Consider the following 22591-nt stretch of genomic DNA (forward strand, 5'->3'; position numbering starts at 1 on the left):
ATTGTTTTAAAGTAGGATTTAATAAAAATAAGAATATTTTTATTAAGGGTCATATTAATAGTAGTTTTGGAATATAAATTTTTATAATATTCTTTATAAATATATCTACTTTCTTTTTAAAATTTGTAGGCAGTGTGTAGTGCAAAAATATCAATTTAATTATAAATGATTAATTTTATATTTTAATAACTATTATTAAAAATTAAATAGTATTTTTCAGTGTGTCAATTTTTATTATTTTATATATTTAACATTGTTAATAACATTGTTTATTAAACATTAAATAAACAATATATAGCATTATGTATAACATTGTTAATAATCAGTGTTTTTATCAATAAGTAAACAATATATAAACATTAAATATAACATTGTTTATTAAATAAATATTTAGTTAGGAGTTGATAAAATTGAGTAATTTTGTTAAGAAAAATCAAAATATAGAAAATTATTTTATTCGTAAAGAGTTGATAGTTTTTGAAACAGAAAAAGCAATTTTTATAAATTTACCTAATCATAATCGTCATATTGGTTTTTGGTTGAGTAATAAATTTATTTATCCGAGTGAAAAACACTCAGAACAAGTAGCAATCGGTTTGATTTATGATAATTCTTATCCTATTGTAAAATATGATGAAAATTTAAAACGTCATGTGTGAAAATATTTAACTGGGGCAGAACTAATCAATTTGTATAATCAATACAAATAAAATTATTTTACACAAATGAAAAAAGCAATATTTCCTGGTGAACCTCAAAAAGTAAAAACAACTAACAATAATTTAACAAATTGAAGTGATGAAAAAGTAGATAAATTAATTAATGACTTGAAGGACTTAAATTAATGGGTTTATATGATTATTGAGTTCAATTTGTTAGTTATATTATTGGTTCAAATGCTCCTGAATTTTTATATGTCATATCATTTGTATTATTTATCGTTTTATTTTTGGGGATGTTTTTTAAACTTATTCAGAAAATGTGGAGTTTTTAAATATGCAAAATGATTGAGAAAAATTAAAAGAGTTTTTTATTTATGTATTTTTGTTTATAGATAAAACGAATGTTGAAATTATTACAACTTGAAATTTAACTCAAAATGAATATTTAACTCTTATGATTGGTATTTGAATTGTGATTTTATTTTTAACGTGGTTTTTATTGTGAATGGTTTTTAAAATAGTTGGGTATTTTAAGTAATGAAAAAATTTATATTTTTCTTAAAAAATTATTGTTATATTAGTGGTTCAATGATTTTGTTTAGTTTAATTGATTTATTACTTTGAATAATTTCATTAAATTATACTGGTTTAGTATTTTGATTATTGTTTGCTTTGCAATGTGTTTATTTTGTCTGATGAGTTTGAAAAAACATATTTTATCAGTTGAGTGCTTTTCGTTTAGTTAATTTTGTTTGAGATAATCCGTTATCAGTAATTATTGGTAAGTTGGGGACGGGAAAAACTTTACTTTTAACTTATTTATCACAAACTATGAAACTATTAACAGATAAGATTTATAGTAATTATCCGTTAGAAGATGATAAAGTTAAAGTTTTAACATTTAAAAATTTAGATTTTACAGATAGAACAAAACCAGTTCCCCCAGATGATAGTGTTATTTTATTTGATGAAAGTTATTTATATATTGATGGAACTAGTCCCCACGATGAGAAAAAAGTTCATAGTGGTAAAATTCCGTGAATTGTATTAGCAAGACATTTTGGTAATCGTGCTTTATTTACAGCTCAGCGTGAGGGTATGATTTGAAATAATATCCGACAATTAGCAAGTGGTATTATTATTCCAATTTCATTGAAAAAACCTATTGCTAAAAAAGGATTTAATTTTTTTAATCGTTTCTTTATTATGCGAATTGGTATTTTTCAAGATATTACAGATTATGAAATTTGAAAAACAAAATCAGTAGAACGAACAGCCGAAGGTAAACGAGCAAAACATAAGTCGGATGTTGGGTTAGGAATTCGGTTTTTTAAAATAATTATTCCATTAGAATTTGCACAGAAATATGATAGTAAATGATTAAAGTTTGTTCGTGATTTAAAAAATGATGAAATAGTTAATTATAAAGAATATTATTGGTCAGAAATTACTAAATTAAGTGTTAAAGAGCGTTTAGCATTGTTTGATATTGATATTTTGAAAAAAAATTTAAAACCTAAAAAAGAAAAAGGAAGTGATAAAGATGATTAATTTATTATCAGAAAGTAATAATTGAGATAAGATTTTTAGTTTTATTTTTGATGTATTTTTGTTTATTTTTGATGTAATTTGAAATACTAAATTACCAATGACAAATACAACTATTGCTTATTTTATTATCTTTTTTATGGTTGTTAAGTTATCAATTTATGCTATCCACGGAACAAGAACACAATATAATGAATTAGGTTCAACTGTTAAAAACAATACATCAAAATTGTATGCTTCAACAGTACGTGGTGTTAAAAAAGCACATAAGGCTAATAAAAATGGTCGGTGAAAGGAAACAGATTAATGATTAGATTAGTTTTATTAGTTGCTGCAATTGCTATTTTTGGTACTAGTTTTATTACGGTGATTATAAATCAATTAACATCAGCAAAAAATATCATTATGGATTTATATAACTCAGATACTTTTTTACTTTCTTTGTTTGGTAAAATGGCAATTTTGTTTAGTCATCCATTAATGTTAACAATATCAAGTTTATATATTGTTGGGTTTATTGTTTCAAAAACATTGTATAGTTAGGGGTTGAATTATAAATATGAAAAAATCATTATCTTTATTTGCCATATCTATTTTAGGTATTTTAGGTTTAATTATTCCATTTATTACTTTAACAGCATTTAAACCCTTAAATCAGCAGAATTATACTGTTAATTAACAAACAATGGGAATGAATGAAACTGATTTTATTAATACAATGTTTTTACGCAGTAGTTTTTTTGAAAACTGGTCTGAAACAAATTACTTTATTAATCCAACTCTAAAAACATCACAAACATTAACTTATAATGATCAGTGATATTTAGACTTTTTAAAGGATAGTTATTCAACGGGAATTTCATTTGATAAGCCTAGTGATGAGTTTATGGATTTATATAAAAATTGAGATACTTATGCTAAACAATATAATATTGATAAATTCTATGATGTTGATAAAAAACAATTTTTAAAAGAATTAACTAATTTTTCTTATTCTTTTGCTAAGTATTTTAATACTGTGGAAGTTATTAATAAATTAGAAAGAGGTATTGATAATTTACAATTAGTTAAAATGATTAATGAGTTTTGAATACAAATTCCTAGAACACAGGCACCTAATAAATAATTTTTAACTGCTACTAATAAATGATATTTTTATGGAGAAAAAAGAAATGGTCAATATTTGCTTACAAAATTTTATTTTGATAATAATTTTATTAAAAATCAAAACACTTGATGACAACACTTAAAAAATGATTCAGATTTTATTTGAAACTATAATTTAGTATATCGTTGAGATGGAAACGGTGAACCAGAATCACCCGTTGTTGATAATGATGGCAAATTAAAATGATATACTGAATATTATCAAAATGTTCGTTCTTTTTTGCTTAAATATATTGATGTTATTGTACAAGAAAATATCCGAATTCAGCAAGGTGGTAATCCAAACTATGATGACCCAAATTTGGGTAGTGAAAGAATAATTTTTGATTTTGAAATTATTAATAATATGGAAAAATTAGATTGAAAACCTGATGTTATTTTAACTAGAAAATCAATTTATCGGATGATTTTAACAATTGATGAAAATAAAAATATTATTGCTGGTAGTTTAGAATTAACACATTTTAAACAATATTGGGATGGTAATAATGCAAATAGTTATTGGTATACTGATGATTTAGGTTTTTTATTTTCTTTCATAAAAGAAAAAGAAGATACTTTTAATTTTAGTGCTGAAACTTATAATTATTATCAAGGTAATTCTCCTAATATTGGTAAAATGGTTTTTGAACAGATGAAAGGTCAAATTGATATTAATAAATTTTTAAAAGCTTTTTTGCGTATGCTTTAGTCCCGGTGTTTTAAAATCGCAGTAATTTTATTGAAAGTGGTTATATTGATAATTTACAGTATGATACTGTTTTAATTAACTTTTTTGGTTTAAAATTAGTTAATTTTAGAGATGTTTTAATTAATGAAAATAATATGATTAAAAGTCAATTTGAAAAATTATTAAATAGCATGTTCACGGTTTCTCAAAATTTTTATAAAGATTATTTACGTACCATTTTTGATTTAGAAAATAATACTTATGTGCAAGGATATAATAAAAAATATGGTTTATTAGCTAACAATGGTTTTAAAATTTATCCTCGTTATTTTTATTTTTCTGATAAATATAATCAGTTAGATATTAAGTTATACTCAGCATTTAAAAATCGTTTTTATAATACTAATTATGGTAATGTGTTTAATTATGATTTTTCAGTTGCAAATAATTATAATATTAATCAAAATGAAGGTTATATTTTTGAAGGTGCTTTAAAAGATAAATACGGTTTAAAATACAAAAAAATTGAAGAACAAAAAATCGGTTATAATGTTTTTGAATTACAAGCTCAAAAAGAAAATGATATGTATCGTTATTATGATTTTAATTTTGGAATTTATAACTGACAAGAAATAAATAATGGCGGATTGTTTCCTGATGGACAATGATGACAAGCTCAATATGAAAGTTGTAGTTGATATAATTTAGCGTGTCATATAAAAAATGCCGCAATTTGAATTGTAAATAATATTCCCGGTGTTAAACAAGTAAACGAATTAGCAAGCGGTGTTGGTAAAATATTTCAAACAATATATAGTTTTTTTAGTCAAACATTTGAGGTATGAAAATTTAGTCCAGCATTATATAATACAATAACAAATATATTCCTATTAATTATCTTTATGAAGTTTGTTCGATTAATTTAAAAAAGGACTTGTTAGTCCTTTTATTCTTTTCAATCAATTATTAGTCCTGTGTCTTTATTAATTTCTGGTATTTGTGGTTCATTGTTTTTATTTCAAAGATATACTAAATTATAGTTTCAAATAAAATCTGAATCATTTTTTAAGTGTTGTCATCAAGTGTTTTGATTATTAATAAAATTATTATCAAAATAAAATTTTGTCGTTATATAATTATTTTCATATTTATTTATATAAAAATATCATTTATTAGTAGCAGTTAAAAATTCTTTATTAGGCGCCTGTGTTCTAGGAATATTAGTTCATTTGCTATTTTCTGGTAGTTGTTGTGGTTCTGGTGTAGGTTTATTACCCCCCCCCCGCGTTTTCATTATTATTTGGTTTTTCACAACTAATTAATGTTGTTGTACTTGTTGCTGTTAATCCGATTACTCCTAAAATACTTAGTAACTTTTTCATATTTTACTTCTCCTTTATTAAAATTACTTGAATGCTATAATTGATTTTATCATATATCAATAATGTATTAAATAATTTTAATATTAAATTTATAAATTAATGAAAGGTATATAAATGTTATGTATAGTCATTTAAGTTTTATTGATAAGGTTAAATTGGAAAAATTATTATTATCAAAATTATTTTTAAAAAAGAATGGTGAAATAAATATTTCACAAATTGCTAAATGTTTGAACAGAAATCGTAGTACTATTTTGCGAGAAATTAAGCGTTTTAAAACTATTGATGAATATAGTGCTTATAAGTCAGATAAAATGTATTATGAGAAAAGAAAAAAGAATAATAAAAGATATAAGTTTACAGAAGAACAATTAAATTTTATTAATATAAGATTTAATGTTTATCGTGATTCTCCATCACAACTTATTCATCGTTATTTTTTAAAGTTTGGTATTAAATTTCCTGTTTGTGTTAAAACATTGTATAAATGAATTCGTTTGGGTTTTTATGGTTTTTTAAAACAGAATTTACGTCATCGTGGTAAAAAATATAAAACAAAAGGAAAATTTGATAATCGTGGTAAATTAATTAATTTTAAATCAATATGAGATATTGAGAAAAAAGAGACTGATGTTGGTTGATTTGAAATGGATACCGTAGTTTTAAAAGAGCATCAATCTAGTAATTTGGTTTTAGTTGAACAAAATAGTAAAAGTTATTTTGTTATGAAATTAAAAAATCATACTGCTAATGAAGTTGTGGAAAAGTTTAAAGATATTGTTATAAGTAATAATTTATTTGGGAAAATTAAAGGAATAATAACTGATAGAGGAAAAGAATTTAGTAAATGAAGAGAATTAGAAATATTTGCTGAAACACAAGTTTATTTTTGTGACCCTGGTAAACCACAACAAAAACCATTAATTGAATATATGAATTCTGAACTTAGAGAATGATATCCTAAGGGAACTGATTTTAATAATGTCGCTCAACAAGAAATAGATTGAGTAGTCAATGATGTTATAAATGAAAAATTAAGGCCTGTTCTAAATTGAAAAACTTCCAAAGAAGTATTTTCAGAGAATTTTAAATAAGTTTATTTGAAAAATTTAATAAATTATTTTTCAGTGTGTTTAATTTTCCTTAAAATAAAATAAAAACTATAAATATTTTGATTTTTAAAAATTTATAATTGATTTTTTATGATTTTTATTGTATTATTTGACTAATAAGATTTGTTGCACTTCATTTTACATAATTCCTAGATTTGCTTTGAATCACGCGAACTATTATTTTTAGGTTCACTTCAACCAAAATAAAAGATAAACCAAAAAACAACAATACCAGCAACACCACCAAGGAGAAAAAAGACTGATGTTGCAAACAATCCTTCTTCTTTAACAAACATACTAATCTCAATAATAATTAATAAGATACTACCCAGTGCTAAAAAAACACTAGTTTTTTTCATCTATATCACCTCAGATTTTAATTTTGATTTTGATTTGTTATTATAGTTTCAATTCATAGTTACGTTTGATATCTACTAGTATTATAACAAGAAAAATACCAAATATTTTTGGGTTTAATTTAAAAAATCTAAAATATAAAAAATTAATAAAAAATCATTTTTTTCTTGCTTTTAAAGTTAAAATTCGCTATTATTTTATAGTATGTAGATATAAAGGAGTGAAATCATGGCAAGAAAATGTGAAATTACTGGCAAAGGTGCTTTATCAGGTAATAAGCGTTCGCATGCGTTAAATGCAACCCGTCGTAAATGAAATGTTAATTTACAAAAAGTTCGCATTGTTGTTGATGGTGAAGTTAAAACATTACGAGTAGCAACAAGAACTTTAAAAACATTAAAACGCAAAGGGCAAATTGCACAATAACAAAAACCAGGAAATATTTGAAAAATAATGAAAAAAAGTAAGGATAAATTTTAAAATTTATCTTTAATTTTGTCGAAAACTCTTGATGAAATAAAAAAAATCATCAATATGACAATTTGAAAACTAATTTTGTGTAAGATTATGATTTTGCTTTAAATTTTTTAAACGTTAAAATATAATACCGTTGATTGTTGGTTTGGTGTTAAACCTTTGTGTTGGTATTTTCATTTTCAGAGCTTTAAATAATTTTGAATATTAGTGAAACCCAAACCATGATAATGAATTAAGGCTTCTTTAAGACTGGATTGTAATTTACTAATCTTATTTAACTTTTGATAACTAGTATCAGGGTTTGTACTAGTTTTGGTGGAATATAGAGTAGAATTTGTTTGTTTTGCTACTAATAAATATAGTGGTTGCATATCAGAAATAATTATTGATTTTTCTTTAATTAGTTGCTTATTCATATTTTCAATAATCCATTGTTTTTGTAATCTTTTGGTATTGGTGGATTGAACAAAAATATTATTATTGCTATCAACTGCCATTTGAATACAGCATTTGGTATCAGTTGAAAATGGATCGAGATGAGTTTTTCGTTTATCAAATTTATCTTTAAAATTGCCTTTATGAATTTCTTTAATAAATGTTTCATCCATTTGGATTTGACCATTTAATTTTTTAAATTTTAACTGTGTATTTTCTAATTGTTTTGATTGCATTAATTTTTGTCGATTATATCAAGCGGTTTTTGGGGTTGTTTTAATAAAACGAGAAATTATTTTACTAGATTGTCCTAACAATGAAATTTGAATTAATAAATTTCACTGTTCATAATTTAAATGACTTCAATAAGTAAAATGATGACGAAATGCATCAAAACTAGCACGACATTTTTTACATAAATATTTTTGTTTTCCTTCGGAATTATGACCATTTTTAACACAATGAAAAGATTTGCAATTAGGACATATAATGCCTTTATCTCTAAATTTTTGATCAATTTCATTTAAACGTTTTTGTTTTTTAATTAAGTCTGCTTGTTGTTTTATTTTTTCATAAAATTCTAAAAATTGATCATCTGTTAAGCTATTTATTAATTCTGTAATTATTTTTTTCATCATTTATTTACCTCCATATATTAAAAATATACCTAATTTTAGGTATATTTTATAAATATCAAGAGTTTTCGACAAAATTAAAGAAATTTATCCTTACTTTTTTTATAAAATACGATAAAATTAAACTGGTATCTAAATGCCCATGTGGCGGAATTGGCAGACGCAGTAGACTCAAAATCTACCGAAGAAATTCGTATCGGTTCGAGCCCGATCATGGGTACCAATTTTAAAACAAAAAAATAATCGGTAATATTTACCGATTTTTTATTTACTATAAATTGCAACAACTTGTCCGTATAAAACATTAACATTACCAGTGGCACTAACAAATTCATTGCTAATTGCATTAGCAGATAAGCCAACTAATGGTAAATCCTCAACATTATATTTTAAATTAGTAATTGTTACCGCCGCTGTTTGTAACGCAAATAATGAAAAATAACGATATTCTGGTTTTCTAATAACCTCATTCATTCCCGGTTGCAATAAATAAGCATAAGTATGATCATTAATAAAAATAACATTATAACGATAAATAAAGTTAAGACAACTTAATTGCATATCAAAACGATGACCTTGGGCAATTAAAATAATTTCAATTGGTTGGAGCTTTAATGCTTCTTGAATCGCAATTTCACCATCAATATAATCTTTAACTTGCGAAATTTCTAACACTACTTTGGCCTTGCTAGTAATAAGTGCTAATTCATCATTTTGTAAACTGTCTTGATCACAACACACTAAATCAATCTGATTAAAAGTTCTAATTAAATCTAAGCATCCCCGTTCAACGCCAATTTTGTAATAATCGTGGTATTGGTTTAAATCTAAGTTCGTTTCTGAACAAACAATTAACACTTTAGTTGGTTTCATTAGCTAATAATCCTTGTAAACGTTCCGCTAAATCAGGGTGGCCAAATAAATAACTTCCCGCTACTAAGACATCAACCCCATAGTTCTTACAAATTAATCCTGTTTGTTCATTAATCCCCCCATCAACTTCAATTAAAGTTGGATACTGATGCTGATCAAGATATCCTCGTAACTCTTTAATTTTCTTTGCTGCCGCAGGAAGAAACTTTTGCCCCCCAAAACCAGGTTCAACAGTCATAATTAATACTAAATCTAATTGCGCAAGATATGGTAAAACTACTATTAATGGTGTTGCTGGCTTAAGCGCTAATCCTATTTTTATTTTCAATTTTATTCGTAATGCTAAAAATTCTGTTAGTTGTTCTGGGGTCAAAGCTTCATAATGTAAGGTGATTGATGAAGCCCCAGCTTTAACAAAGGGAGCTAAATAACTTTCAACACTCCTATTTTTAATCTTAACCATTAAATGACAGTCAAGATGTAAATTACTTTCACTTCTAATATCTGCTAAAATTTTTGGTCCAAACGTTATGTTTGGAACAAAATCCCCATCCATTACATCAAAATGAATTCATTCCGCTCCCGCTCTTGTAATGGCTGTTAAATCATCTTTTAAAGCTAAATAATTAGCACTTAAAACACTCGGAGCAACAAAATATTTTTTCATTATAACCTCTTTCTATTGTTCTTGCATAATTCGCACATAATCATTGTAAAAAAAGAGTGGAATTACTTTATCTTGGACTAATGCTTTTATTTTACAATGTGGTTCATGTAAGTGCAAACAAGTTCGAAACTTGCATTCATTGGCATACTGGGCAAAAAGATGATATGCTCTTGCTAATGATGCTTTTTGATAATCTCTTAAATCAAAAGTTGAAAAACCAGGCGTATCAGCAATCATTCCATCTAACAATTCATATAAAGCACTCGTTGTTGTTGTATGTTTTCCTCGCCCTAATGCTTTTGAAATTTCTTGGGTTTTAATAACCTCATCTTGTAATAATGTATTTAATGTTGATGATTTACCACTCCCTGTTTGACCAGTAAAAACCGAAATTTTATTTTGAAAAATTTGTTCAAATTGTTGTCAAGTTGCTTTATCATCAATTTTATTACTAATAAAATAAACTTCATAGCCTAACTGGGGATACCAATTAAAATATTTTTGATAAAGCTCATCAGTTGTTATTAAGTCTTTTTTTGTAAAAACAATCACTGGTTTTATCTCTTTATATTCAATAAACGCTAAATATTTATTTAATAAATATGAATTAAAGGTTGGTTCAGCCATTGCTGTAATAATAATAACTTGATCAACATTGGCAATTCGTGGGCGGTATAACTCATTTTTACGCGGCGCAATTTGATAAATAATTCCTTGCTTGTCATCTTGTTTTTCAAACTGAACATAGTCACCAACAACCGGTTTAATTTCTTGGTGCCGAAAAATTCCTTTTGCTTTACAAACATAAATTTGGTTATCCTTATTATTTTTAACATAACAGAACTCACTAATAATTTGAACAATCATTCCTGTTTGATGCATATAATTTTACCTCGGTAATAACAAGCAAAGGCATATCATTGCTGTTAAAAAAGCAACAATTAGAAAAATTAATCAAAAAACAACTTTAATTTGTAAAAACCGCGGATAAGAATAATAACGATCATGAACTTTCCCACGTTTACCTTTAACTTCAAGGTAATTACGTAATTTTAATGGTTTATCATATTGATGCTCAGAATTTTCAACAGCTTGCAAACTGGCGTTAAATTCAGCAACCGTTTGAAACCGTTCGGTCGGGTCTTTAGCAATTGCCTTTAAAATTACATTTTCTAAACTTTGTGGTAACGCGGGATTAATCAAACGAGGACGTAATGGTAATTCTTTGACATGTTTAACTGCCACAAAAGTTGGGTTTTTACCAACAAAGGGGGCCATTCCAACTGCTAATTCATACAACATAATTCCTAACGCATAAATATCGCTTCGCCGGCTCGCTGGTCTAGACTGGACAATTTCGGGAGCCATATATTTTGATGTTCCAATAATTTTACCTGATTCTAAATCTTCACTGTTTTCTAAAATTGCCACCCCAAAATCAGCAACTTTAATTTTGCCATCATATGAAATTAAGATGTTTTCTGGTTTAATATCACGGTGAATAATATCATTTTGGTGCGCTTCAGTAATTGCTAAATTAATTTCATCAAAAAAATATAACAGTTCTTTCACAGTACAAGGTCCTAGCGTTAACAACCGATCTTTTAAAGTATAACCTTTTACTAGTTCTAACACTAAACAATGACGATCATAAGCTTCAAAAGACCCATAAACCTTAACAACATTTTTATGTGAAAATTGAGCAATAGAATTATATTCCTTATTAAAACGATCAACAGCTTCCTTATTTTTTGATAACGATAAAGCCATAATTTTAATTGCAACATATCGTTTTAATAACGTATCATATCCTTCAAAAACTTCAGCCATTCCCCCGTCGGCAATTTTAGCTAAAATCTGATAACGATTATATAACATAGTTCCAACTGTAATTTGTTCCATCTTCCGCACCCTTATTTTGAATTATCTTCAACTTGTAAACATAATAACATAAAAACGAACAGAAGAAAAAAATAACAGAGTTTAATCTGTTATTTCAAAAATAATCCCAGTTAAATTATCCGTTGATAAATTTTCTAAGGCGCGGTCAATTAAAATTTTAACTTTATCATTTAATTTATTTGCTGATTTTAAACTATCAATAATATCACTTTCATCAACATAATCATGAATCCCATCTGTTGTTAATAAATACTGTCCTTTAATATATTCAATAACATATGTATCAATCTTTAAGGTTTTTGTTGGTCCTAAAGCACTTGTTAAAACTTTTCAAAAAGTATGCATGTTATACTGTTTTTTATATTGTCCTTGAAACTCTAGTTCTTGCTTTTCACGATATTCCGTTGAATTTTCCATATTTTGATCTGTTGTAATTTGATAAATTTTATCATAATGTAATTTATACAACCGGGAATCACCAATGTTAATAACATATACTTTTTCATTTGCAATAAGAGCTGCTACAACAGTTGTCCCCATATCACTTGTATCAGGATAAATTTGAGCATAAGTAACCATTTCTTCTTGAATTGATAAGATTGTTTGGCGAAATCATTTATTAATTTCTTCATCTGTTAAATTATTAAAATTTGTTCGTTTAAAATGAGCAACTAAACTATCAACAGCCATTTTACTAGCCACTTCTCCGTGTTGATGACCTCCCATTCCATCGCAAACAATCGCAATATAATTATTAAAGCTGTTGTTTGCAAAATCAAAGTAGTCTTGATTACTACTCCGGTAAGCCCCAATATCTGTCTTGTATCCAAAGCGTATTTGCATAATTATTTTCTAATAATCCCTTCATTTTTGGCACGTAACTGCCCACAAGCAGCATCAATATCGTGCCCAAATTCACGACGAACAATACAATTAATTTTTTGCTGTTGTAATGTTTCAAAAAACTGGTTAATTTTAGTACTCCGTTGATAACCATTTTCAGCAACAGTATTGTAGGGGATTAAATTAACATAAGCATTCATTCCCCGAATTAATTTTGCTAATTCTAAGGCTGTTTCACGACTATCATTAACATCTTCAATTAAAATATATTCAAATGTAACCCGACGATTAGTTTGTTCAATATAGTATCGAACAACATCCATTAATTTTTCAACCGGATATGCTTTATTAATTGGCATCAATTGATTTCGAATTGTATTATTTGGCGCATGTAATGAAATTGCTAAGTTTACTTGTGTTTTTAAATCAGCAAATTGTCTAATTTTCGGAATTAAACCACAATTTGAAATTGTAATATGACGCGCCCTAATTTGATAACCTTTTGAATCATTAATAATGTTAACGAAATTAATAACATTTTCAAAGTTATCTAATGGCTCAAATCCCCATTACAACAATGTGACTAACACGTTCTCCTGTTGCTGCTAAATAACGATTAACCATCATTACTTGTTGAACAATTTCCGCTGTTGATAAATTTCGGGTTTTTTTAATAAGCCTGAAGCACAAAAGGTACAGGCCATATTACAGCCAACTTGGGTGGTAACACAAACCGAATTACCATAACTTTGTGGCATTAATACCGTTTCAATTTTATAACCATCCGCTAATTCAAATAAAAATTTAACGGTGCCATCTTTTGATTGCTGCTGCACCGCAATTTTTAACGGTTCAATTGTATAATGTTCTTGTAATTTGATGCGATCTGGCTTTGAAATATTTGTCATTTCATCAAAAGAATATATGTTTTTAACATATATTCAATCAAAGATTTGCTCCGCTAAATATTTTTTAAAACCATAAGCCACTAAATCTGATTGTAGTTCCTGTTTTGGATATTCAAAAATTGATGTCATTATGTTCCACTCCACTTTTATACAATATAATTTTATCATAAAATTGGATTTGATGAGATAGACAAAAACTTTAATTTTGTCGAAAACTCTTGATATTTATAAAATATACCTAAAATTAGGTATATTTTTAATATATGGAGGTAAATAAATGATGAAAAAAATAATTACAGAATTAATAAATAGCTTAACAGATGATCAATTTTTAGAATTTTATGAAAAAATAAAACAACAAGCAGACTTAATTAAAAAACAAAAACGTTTAAATGAAATTGATCAAAAATTTAGAGATAAAGGCATTATATGTCCTAATTGCAAATCTTTTCATTGTGTTAAAAATGGTCATAATTCCGAAGGAAAACAAAAATATTTATGTAAAAAATGTCGTGCTAGTTTTGATGCATTTCGTCATCATTTTACTTATTGAAGTCATTTAAATTATGAACAGTGAAATTTATTAATTCAAATTTCATTGTTAGGACAATCTAGTAAAATAATTTCTCGTTTTATTAAAACAACCCCAAAAACCGCTTGATATAATCGACAAAAATTAATGCAATCAAAACAATTAGAAAATACACAGTTAAAATTTAAAAAATTAAATGGTCAAATCCAAATGGATGAAACATTTATTAAAGAAATTCATAAAGGCAATTTTAAAGATAAATTTGATAAACGAAAAACTCATCTCGATCCATTTTCAACTGATACCAAATGCTGTATTCAAATGGCAGTTGATAGCAATAATAATATTTTTGTTCAATCCACCAATACCAAAAGATTACAAAAACAATGGATTATTGAAAATATGAATAAGCAACTAATTAAAGAAAAATCAATAATTATTTCTGATATGCAACCACTATATTTATTAGTAGCAAAACAAACAAATTCTACTCTATATTCCACCAAAACTAGTACAAACCCTGATACTAGTTATCAAAAGTTAAATAAGATTAGTAAATTACAATCCAGTCTTAAAGAAGCCTTAATTCATTATCATGGTTTGGGTTTCACTAATATTCAAAATTATTTAAAGCTCTGAAAATGAAAATACCAACACAAAGGTTTAACACCAAACCAACAATCAACGGTATTATATTTTAACGTTTAAAAAATTTAAAGCAAAATCATAATCTTACACAAAATTAGTTTTCAAATTGTCATATTGATGATTTTTTTTATTTCATCAAGAGTTTTCGACAAAATTAAAGGACAAAAAAACATTAATTAAAATTATTAATGTTTTTTAAAATTTATTTAGTTTTTGGACTTTGTCCATTTGGAATTGCTGCTGCTTGTTCCTTTCGCATTGCCGCTAATAATTCGCGCATATATGGTTTAATAACTTCTTGTTCACCACCATAGACAATTTGCACTGACTTACCACGAACAATCATCCCGGTACTTCCCCCTAAGGATTTAATCACGTTCTGATCAACAACGCTACTATCAACAACTGTCACTCGTAAGCGTGACGCATATGAATCAACAGCAGTAATATTATTTGGTCCACCTAAAAATTCAATAATTTTGCGGGCTTTTTCACGTTTGGCCGCATCGCCTTTCGCTGGCACAGCACTAGCTTCACTGCCACCTTGTTTTGCCTTAAAATCAGCTTTTGTGTATAGTTTTGCACTACCATCACGACCAGGAATGCCAACTTTTCCGTATTTAATACAGAAGTAAAAGGCCGCAAAGTAAATTGCAATATATGGGATTCCAACAACTAAAATTCAGTAGAAGTTTGTTCCTTTACCACCAACAAATGGAATGATTCCAAAGACAATAAAGTCAATAAATCCTCCTGACACCATCATCGAAGTATGAACATGTAATAATCACATTAACATAAATGAAATTGCACATAATGGCATATGAACCCCATAGAATAATCACGGTGCAACAAATAAGAAGGTAAATTCAATTGGTTCTGTAATTCCTGTTAAGAAACAAGTAAGGGCTGCTGAAAAGTAAATCCCCATCACTTGTTTACGATTTTGTTTTGGAACACTAAACCACATTGCCGCCGCGGCAGCTGGTAATCCAAACATCATAAATGGGAATTTTCCAGATTGGAATCTGCCAAGATTTAAGCCCATATGTTCTACCATTGTAAAGGTAATCTTTGGATCAGCAATAATTTTATACATAATCGTTTGATCTCCAACTGCTGAAATTGTTGAAGCATTTAATGATGATACTCAACTGTTAACAGCAACGATTGCATCAGCAGCACTAATTTTTGCCACATCAACACTAGCATCAATATAACCAGCAGCTTGTAGATCTTTTAAGAAAGCCATATAACTTAACGGGTCTTTCAAAACATTAGCAATTAAATCAGCCATACTCCCCCCCGCTTGTGTTCACCATAATGGTGAATAAAAAACGTGGTGTAGACCAAATGGTACTAATGAACGTTCAAAAATTTCAAAAATTAACGAATCTAACCCAACAGGTAATTTTCCGGAGTTATTTCCAAATCAAGCTAACCCTGTTCCAATTAAAGGTCAAATAATCATAAAAATAAATGCTAACGGAATTACCGCTAAAAACATAATAATTGGCACTAATTTAGTTCCACTAAAAAAACTAAGTGCTGAAGGGTAATTGTGTTTTATGAAAACGATTAAAGGCAAATGCTGCAATCGCCCCCACAAAAACCCCACCAAAAACACCGGTGTTTAATGAATTAACCCCTAAATTAGCAGTTAATAATTTACTTTGTACCGCTCAAGTTTGACCAGTATAAAATAACAAATTAAACTGATCACTTACTCGTGCTGAGCTAACAATCACAATTTTTGCATTTGGATTATCAACTAATCGTTGATAAATCTCACTATTACGCATATAATTTAATAACTCATCAGCCGTCAATAAGGTTGGACTGGCTGATTTTAAACCATCAACCGTTAATCCTTTAATTGGATTAGCAACCCCCTCAATATCAACAACATATTGAATGTGGGCAAATGCTTCGTTTAATAATGACAACTGAATGGCATTAAAAACTAAAAACCCAACAACCGATGTTAAAGCTGCAACCCCGGCATCTTCTGTATAAGCCATTGCCACTGAAATACAGAATAAAACTGGTAAATTACCAAAAGCAATATTCCCCATTTTATTTAAAAAATTACCAAAATATTATGCTGCTGAAGCGGGGTCAACTTTTGATGAAATTGTTGCTCCAACTCCTAAGAAAATTCCGGCAATCGGTAACAAGAACGCTTTACTTAATTTGCTCAACGTTGCCATTGTCCTCTGATTTGACCGTTTTCATCATGCTCTTGAGACAAATGGCTTAAGTTTTGCTTTTTCACTCATTTTTAACTTTCTCCTTTTAAAATAATTTCTAAAATAATATTACTTTCTATAAAACTAATAAGAAAAAGCCCGATATTCCAATAACATAGCAAAAAAATGCTCCGTATAAAGCAATATTCCGCTTAATATAAGTCCACAAATCTAATTTTGTATTATTTTTAGCATAATAATCGCCACTATTTGCTAATCGCCTTTTTTGGATAATTCAAACAATTAATAATATTGTTCCAATAATCATACCAAAAAGTACAATTGCTAAATATGTAATATTCTGTGGTGATAAACTTAAAATCATTTTGGATATGTTACTCTTTTCTACTAAAATAATTTTATTATAACCAGACTTGTCCATAGAATTTTTATTATTTTATATTTTTATTATAGAACATTTTTCTTTAAAAATTTATAATTTGGAATTATGTAAAATGAAGTGCAACAAATCTTATTAGTCAAATAATACAATAAAAATCATAAAAAATCAATTATAAATTTTTAAAAATCAAAATATTTATAGTTTTTATTTTATTTTAAGGAAAATTAAGCACACTAAAAAATAATTTATTAAATTACTTCAAATAAACCTATTTAAAATTATCTGAAAATACATCTTTTGCTGTTTTTCAATTAAGAACAGGCCTTAATTTATCATTTATAACATTAACTACTCAATTTATTTTTTGTTGACTAACATTATTAAAATCAGTTCCCTTAGGATATCATTCTCTAAGTTCAGAATTCATATATTCAATTAATGGTTTTTGTTGTGGTTTACCGGGGTCACAAAAATAAACTTGTGTTTCAGCAAATATTTCTAATTCTCTTCATTTACTAAATTATTTTCCTCTATCAGTTATTATTCCTTTAATTTTCCCAAATAAATTATTACTTATAACAATATCTTTAAACTTTTCCACAACTTCATTAGCAGTATGATTTTTTAATTTCATAACAAAATAACTTTTACTATTTTGTTCAACTAAAACCAAATTACTAGGTTGATGCTCTTTTCCAACTATGGTATCCATTTCAAATCAACCAACATCAGTCTCTTTATTCTCAATATCTCATATTGATTTAAAATTAATTAATTTACCACGATTATCAAATTTTCCTTTTGTTTTATATTTTTTACCACGATGACGTAAATTCTGTTTTAAAAAACCATAAAAACCCAAACGAATTCATTTATACAATGTTTTAACACAAACAGGAAATTTAATACCAAACTTTAGAAAATAACGATGAATAAGTTGTGATGGAGAATCACGATAAACATTAAATCTTATATTAATAAAATTTAATTGTTCTTCTGTAAACTTATATCTTTTATTATTCTTTTTTCTTTTCTCATAATACATTTTATCTGACTTATAAGCACTATATTAATCAATAGTTTTAAAACGCTTAATTTCTCGCAAAATAGTACTACGATTTCTGTTCAAACATTTAGCAATTTGTGAAATATTTATTTCACCATTCTTTTTTAAAAATAATTTTGATAATAATAATTTTTCCAATTTAACCTTATCAATAAAACTTAAATGACTATACATAACATTTATATACCTTTCATTAATTTATAAATTTAATATTAAAATTATTTAATACATTATTGATATATGATAAAATCAATTATAGCATTCAAGTAATTTTAATAAAGGAGAAGTAAAATATGAAAAAGTTACTAAGTATTTTAGGAGTAATCGGATTAACAGCAACAAGTACAACAACATTAATTAGTTGTGAAAAACCAAATAATAATGAAAACGGGGGGGTAATAAACCTACACCATAACCACAACAACTACCAGAAAATAGCAAATTAACTAATATTCCTAGAACACAGGCGCCTAATAAAGAATTTTTAACTGCTACTAATAAATGATATTTTTATATAAATAAATATGAAAATAATTATATAACGACAAAATTTTATTTTGATAATAATTTTATTAATAATCAAAACACTTGATGACAACACTTAAAAAATGATTCAGATTTTATTTGAAACTATAATTTAGTATATCGTTGAAATAAAAACAATGAACCACAAATACCAGAAATTAATAAAGACACGGGACTAATAATTGATTGAAAAGAATAAAAGGAATAACAAGTCCTTTTTTAAATTAATCGAACAAACTTCATAAAGATAATTAATAGAAATATATTTGTTATTGTATTATATAATGCTGGACTAAATTTTCATACCTCAAATGTTTGACTAAAAAAACTATATATTGTTTGAAATATTTTACCAACACCGCTTGCTAATTCGTTTACTTGTTTAACACCGGGAATATTATTTACAATTCAAATTGCAGCATTTTTTATATGACACGCTAAATTATATCAACTACAACTTTCATATTGGGCTTGTCATCATTGTCCATCAGGAAACAACCCGCCATTATTTATTTCTTGTCAGTTATAAATTCCAAAATTAAAATCATAATAACGGTACATATCATTTTCTTTTTGGGCTTGTAATTCAAAAACATTATAACCGATTTTTTGTTCTTCAATTTTTTTGTATTTTAAACCGTATTTATCTTTTAAAGCACCTTCAAAAATATAACCTTCATTTTGATTAATATTATAATTATTTGCAACTGAAAAATCATAATTAAATACATTACCATAATTAGTATTATAAAAACGATTTTTAAATGCTTAATACAATTTAATGTCTAATTGATTGTATTTATCAGAAAAATAAAAATAACGAGGATAAATTTTAAAACCATTATTTGCTAATAAACCATATTTTTTATTATATCCTTGTACATAAGTATCATTTTCTAAATCAAAAATGGTACGTAAATAATCTTTATAAAAATTTTGAGAAACCGTGAACATACTATTTAATAGTTTTTCAAATTGATTTTTATTAGTATTAGTTTCATCAATTAAAACATCTCTAAAATTAATCAATTTTAAACCAAAAAAATTAATTAAAACAGTATCATACTGTAAATTATCAATATAACCACTTTCAATAAAATTACTGCGATTTTGAAATACGGGTACCAAAGCATGGGTAAAAAAGGCTTTTAAAAATTTATTAATATCAATTTGACCTTTCATCTGTTCAAAAACCATTTTACCAATATTAGGAGAATTACCTTGATAATAATTATAAGTTTCAGCACTAAAATTAAAAGTATCTTCTTTTTCTTTTATGAAAGAAAATAAAAAACCTAAATCATCAGTATACCAATAACTATTTGCATTATTACCATCCCAATATTGTTTAAAATGTGTTAATTCTAAACTACCAGCAATAATATTTTTATTTTCATCAATTGTTAAAATCATCCGATAAATTGATTTTCTAGTTAAAATAACATCAGGTTTTCAATCTAATTTTTCCATATTATTAATAATTTCAAAATCAAAAATTATTCTTTCACTACCCAAATTTGGGTCATCATAGTTTGGATTACCACCTTGCTGAATTCGGATATTTTCTTGTACAATAACATCAATATATTTAAGCAAAAAAGAACGAACATTTTGATAATATTCAGTATATCATTTTAATTTGCCATCATTATCAACAACGGGCTTTAATTTTGTCGAAAACTCTTGATGAAATAAAAAAAATCATCAATATGACAATTTGAAAACTAATTTTGTGTAAGATTATGATTTTGCTTTAAATTTTTTAAACGTTAAAATATAATACCGTTGATTGTTGGTTTGGTGTTAAACCTTTGTGTTGGTATTTTCATTTTCAGAGCTTTAAATAATTTTGAATATTAGTGAAACCCAAACCATGATAATGAATTAAGGCTTCTTTAAGACTGGATTGTAATTTACTAATCTTATTTAACTTTTGATAACTAGTATCAGGGTTTGTACTAGTTTTGGTGGAATATAGAGTAGAATTTGTTTGTTTTGCTACTAATAAATATAGTGGTTGCATATCAGAAATAATTATTGATTTTTCTTTAATTAGTTGCTTATTCATATTTTCAATAATCCATTGTTTTTGTAATCTTTTGGTATTGGTGGATTGAACAAAAATATTATTATTGCTATCAACTGCCATTTGAATACAGCATTTGGTATCAGTTGAAAATGGATCGAGATGAGTTTTTCGTTTATCAAATTTATCTTTAAAATTGCCTTTATGAATTTCTTTAATAAATGTTTCATCCATTTGGATTTGACCATTTAATTTTTTAAATTTTAACTGTGTATTTTCTAATTGTTTTGATTGCATTAATTTTTGTCGATTATATCAAGCGGTTTTTGGGGTTGTTTTAATAAAACGAGAAATTATTTTACTAGATTGTCCTAACAATGAAATTTGAATTAATAAATTTCACTGTTCATAATTTAAATGACTTCAATAAGTAAAATGATGACGAAATGCATCAAAACTAGCACGACATTTTTTACATAAATATTTTTGTTTTCCTTCGGAATTATGACCATTTTTAACACAATGAAAAGATTTGCAATTAGGACATATAATGCCTTTATCTCTAAATTTTTGATCAATTTCATTTAAACGTTTTTGTTTTTTAATTAAGTCTGCTTGTTGTTTTATTTTTTCATAAAATTCTAAAAATTGATCATCTGTTAAGCTATTTATTAATTCTGTAATTATTTTTTTCATCATTTATTTACCTCTATATATTAAAAATATACCTAATTTTAGGTATATTTTATAAATATCAAGAGTTTTCGACAAAATTAAAGACAACGGGTGATTCTGGTTCACCGTTTCCATCTCAACGATATACTAAATTATAGTTTCAAATAAAATCTGAATCATTTTTTAAGTGTTGTCATCAAGTGTTTTGATTTTTAATAAAATTATTATCAAAATAAAATTTTGTAAGCAAATATTGACCATTTCTTTTTTCTCCATAAAAATATCATTTATTAGTAGCAGTTAAAAATTATTTATTAGGTGCCTGTGTTCTAGGAATTTGTATTCAAAACTCATTAATCATTTTAACTAATTGTAAATTATCAATACCTCTTTCTAATTTATTAATAACTTCCACAGTATTAAAATACTTAGCAAAAGAATAAGAAAAATTAGTTAATTCTTTTAAAAATTGTTTTTTATCAACATCATAGAATTTATCAATATTATATTGTTTAGCATAAGTATCTCAATTTTTATATAAATCCATAAACTCATCACTAGGCTTATCAAATGAAATTCCCGTTGAATAACTATCCTTTAAAAAGTCTAAATATCACTGATCATTATAAGTTAATGTTTGTGATGTTTTTAGAGTTGGATTAATAAAGTAATTTGTTTCAGACCAGTTTTCAAAAAAACTACTGCGTAAAAACATTGTATTAATAAAATCAGTTTCATTCATTCCCATTGTTTGTTAATTAACAGTATAATTCTGCTGATTTAAGGGTTTAAATGCTGTTAAAGTAATAAATGGAATAATTAAACCTAAAATACCTAAAATAGATATGGCAAATAAAGATAATGATTTTTTCATATTTATAATTCAACC

General features: G+C 26.2%; 18 protein-coding genes, 1 tRNA gene and 8 pseudogenes. 11 read left to right on the forward strand and 16 right to left on the reverse strand.

Annotated features, from left to right (window positions below; genetic code table 4):
• Positions 1-410: 410 nt before the first annotated feature.
• From AACK91_RS03180 to AACK91_RS03205, 6 genes and pseudogenes are all read left to right on the forward strand, one after another.
• Positions 411-845, forward strand: a pseudogene (locus AACK91_RS03180) (DUF3627 domain-containing protein).
• A 151-nt stretch (positions 846-996) separates the two neighbouring features.
• Complete coding sequence (locus AACK91_RS03185) at positions 997-1200, forward strand: DUF2649 family protein (protein ID WP_338963585.1); 204 nt, start codon at positions 997-999, stop codon at positions 1198-1200.
• Positions 1200-2213, forward strand: coding sequence for a hypothetical protein (locus AACK91_RS03190; RefSeq protein ID WP_338964101.1), 1014 nt, complete (start codon positions 1200-1202; stop codon positions 2211-2213). The genes AACK91_RS03185 and AACK91_RS03190 overlap by 1 nt, the downstream gene beginning before the upstream one ends.
• Positions 2206-2466: pseudogene (locus tag AACK91_RS03195) on the forward strand (hypothetical protein); the annotation flags it as partial. The gene AACK91_RS03190 and the pseudogene AACK91_RS03195, both read left to right, overlap by 8 nt.
• Before the next feature lie 50 nt (positions 2467-2516).
• Complete coding sequence (locus AACK91_RS03200) at positions 2517-2753, forward strand: hypothetical protein (protein ID WP_338963583.1); 237 nt, start codon at positions 2517-2519, stop codon at positions 2751-2753.
• Positions 2754-2769: 16 nt separating this feature from the next.
• Positions 2770-4973: pseudogene (locus AACK91_RS03205) on the forward strand (spiroplasma phage ORF1-like family protein).
• Between the two features lie 20 nt (positions 4974-4993).
• On the opposite strand, the gene AACK91_RS03210 reads toward AACK91_RS03205, so the two are convergent.
• Both AACK91_RS03210 and AACK91_RS03215 read right to left on the reverse strand, forming a co-directional pair.
• The gene (locus tag AACK91_RS03210) at positions 4994-5341 is read right to left on the reverse strand and encodes a hypothetical protein (protein WP_338964103.1); all 348 of its coding nucleotides are present in this window, start codon (positions 5339-5341) and stop codon (positions 4994-4996) included.
• Positions 5319-5429: a lipoprotein gene (locus tag AACK91_RS03215; RefSeq protein WP_338964107.1), complete on the reverse strand. Its 111-nt coding sequence runs from the start codon at positions 5427-5429 to the stop codon at positions 5319-5321. The genes AACK91_RS03210 and AACK91_RS03215 overlap by 23 nt, the downstream gene beginning before the upstream one ends.
• Positions 5430-5548: 119 nt before the next feature.
• On the opposite strand from AACK91_RS03215, the gene AACK91_RS03220 reads away from it, so the two are divergent.
• The gene (locus AACK91_RS03220; protein ID WP_338964109.1) at positions 5549-6523 is read left to right on the forward strand and encodes an IS30 family transposase; all 975 of its coding nucleotides are present in this window, start codon (positions 5549-5551) and stop codon (positions 6521-6523) included.
• Positions 6524-6690: 167 nt separating this feature from the next.
• On the opposite strand, the gene AACK91_RS03225 is transcribed toward AACK91_RS03220, so the two are convergent.
• Positions 6691-6900, reverse strand: coding sequence for a hypothetical protein (locus AACK91_RS03225; protein ID WP_338964112.1), 210 nt, complete (start codon positions 6898-6900; stop codon positions 6691-6693).
• Positions 6901-7126: 226 nt separating this feature from the next.
• Here AACK91_RS03225 and rpmB point away from each other — a divergent pair, with 226 nt between their 5' ends.
• A complete protein-coding gene (rpmB, locus tag AACK91_RS03230; RefSeq protein ID WP_338964115.1) occupies positions 7127-7324 on the forward strand; it encodes a 50S ribosomal protein L28 in 198 nt (65 codons plus the stop codon).
• Between the two features lie 161 nt (positions 7325-7485).
• On the opposite strand, the gene AACK91_RS03235 is transcribed toward rpmB, so the two are convergent.
• Positions 7486-8448 carry an IS1/IS1595 family N-terminal zinc-binding domain-containing protein gene (locus AACK91_RS03235; RefSeq protein WP_338963247.1) on the reverse strand — a complete coding sequence of 321 codons (963 nt, stop codon included), beginning with the start codon at positions 8446-8448 and terminating at the stop codon, positions 7486-7488.
• 135 nt (positions 8449-8583) lie between these two features.
• Between AACK91_RS03235 and AACK91_RS03240 the strand changes: the two genes are divergently transcribed.
• Positions 8584-8668 (forward strand) — tRNA-Leu (locus AACK91_RS03240).
• Positions 8669-8709: 41 nt separating this feature from the next.
• On the opposite strand, the gene AACK91_RS03245 is transcribed toward AACK91_RS03240, so the two are convergent.
• The 6 genes and pseudogenes from AACK91_RS03245 to rlmN all read right to left on the reverse strand — a co-directional run bounded on the left by AACK91_RS03245 (position 8710) and on the right by rlmN (position 13767).
• Positions 8710-9318: a thiamine diphosphokinase gene (locus AACK91_RS03245; RefSeq protein ID WP_338964118.1), complete on the reverse strand. Its 609-nt coding sequence runs from the start codon at positions 9316-9318 to the stop codon at positions 8710-8712.
• On the reverse strand, positions 9305-9985 hold the full coding sequence (gene rpe, locus AACK91_RS03250; RefSeq protein ID WP_338964121.1) for a ribulose-phosphate 3-epimerase: 681 nt from the start codon (positions 9983-9985) through the stop codon (positions 9305-9307). The genes AACK91_RS03245 and rpe overlap by 14 nt, the downstream gene beginning before the upstream one ends.
• A 12-nt stretch (positions 9986-9997) precedes the next feature.
• Complete coding sequence (gene rsgA, locus AACK91_RS03255) at positions 9998-10867, reverse strand: ribosome small subunit-dependent GTPase A (protein WP_338964124.1); 870 nt, start codon at positions 10865-10867, stop codon at positions 9998-10000.
• Positions 10868-10873: 6 nt separating this feature from the next.
• Positions 10874-11887 carry a serine/threonine protein kinase gene (locus tag AACK91_RS03260; protein ID WP_338964127.1) on the reverse strand — a complete coding sequence of 338 codons (1014 nt, stop codon included), beginning with the start codon at positions 11885-11887 and terminating at the stop codon, positions 10874-10876.
• Positions 11888-11968: 81 nt separating this feature from the next.
• Entirely contained in the window at positions 11969-12730 is a 762-nt protein-coding gene (locus AACK91_RS03265; protein ID WP_338964129.1) for a PP2C family protein-serine/threonine phosphatase, read from the reverse strand.
• Between the two features lie 2 nt (positions 12731-12732).
• Positions 12733-13767: pseudogene (gene rlmN, locus AACK91_RS11575) on the reverse strand (23S rRNA (adenine(2503)-C(2))-methyltransferase RlmN).
• Between the two features lie 148 nt (positions 13768-13915).
• On the opposite strand from rlmN, the gene AACK91_RS03280 reads away from it, so the two are divergent.
• Entirely contained in the window at positions 13916-14878 is a 963-nt protein-coding gene (locus AACK91_RS03280) for an IS1/IS1595 family N-terminal zinc-binding domain-containing protein (RefSeq protein WP_338963247.1), read from the forward strand.
• 142 nt (positions 14879-15020) lie between these two features.
• Here the strand turns inward: AACK91_RS03280 and AACK91_RS11580 are convergent.
• Positions 15021-17097 (reverse strand): annotated as a pseudogene (locus AACK91_RS11580) (PTS transporter subunit EIIC).
• Between the two features lie 581 nt (positions 17098-17678).
• A pseudogene (locus tag AACK91_RS03300) lies at positions 17679-18650 on the reverse strand (IS30 family transposase).
• A gap of 119 nt (positions 18651-18769) precedes the next feature.
• Here AACK91_RS03300 and AACK91_RS03305 point away from each other — a divergent pair.
• Positions 18770-18922: a lipoprotein gene (locus AACK91_RS03305; protein ID WP_338964142.1), complete on the forward strand. Its 153-nt coding sequence runs from the start codon at positions 18770-18772 to the stop codon at positions 18920-18922.
• Between the two features lie 298 nt (positions 18923-19220).
• On the opposite strand, the pseudogene AACK91_RS03310 reads toward AACK91_RS03305, so the two are convergent.
• The 4 genes and pseudogenes from AACK91_RS03310 to AACK91_RS03320 form a co-directional block, all read right to left on the reverse strand.
• Positions 19221-20633, reverse strand: a pseudogene (locus AACK91_RS03310) (spiroplasma phage ORF1-like family protein); the annotation flags it as partial.
• Positions 20634-20763: 130 nt separating this feature from the next.
• A complete protein-coding gene (locus tag AACK91_RS03315; protein WP_338963247.1) occupies positions 20764-21726 on the reverse strand; it encodes an IS1/IS1595 family N-terminal zinc-binding domain-containing protein in 963 nt (320 codons plus the stop codon).
• Between the two features lie 46 nt (positions 21727-21772).
• Entirely contained in the window at positions 21773-21952 is a 180-nt protein-coding gene (locus tag AACK91_RS11585; RefSeq protein WP_422397274.1) for a hypothetical protein, read from the reverse strand.
• Positions 21953-22065: 113 nt separating this feature from the next.
• Positions 22066-22576 (reverse strand): annotated as a pseudogene (locus AACK91_RS03320) (spiroplasma phage ORF1-like family protein); the annotation flags it as partial.
• Positions 22577-22591 lie beyond the last annotated feature (15 nt).

It is taken from the genome of Spiroplasma endosymbiont of Sarcophaga carnaria, from assembly GCF_964019595.1.
In the GTDB taxonomy this organism is placed as follows: Bacteria; Bacillota_I; Bacilli_A; order Mycoplasmatales; family Mycoplasmataceae; genus Spiroplasma; species Spiroplasma poulsonii.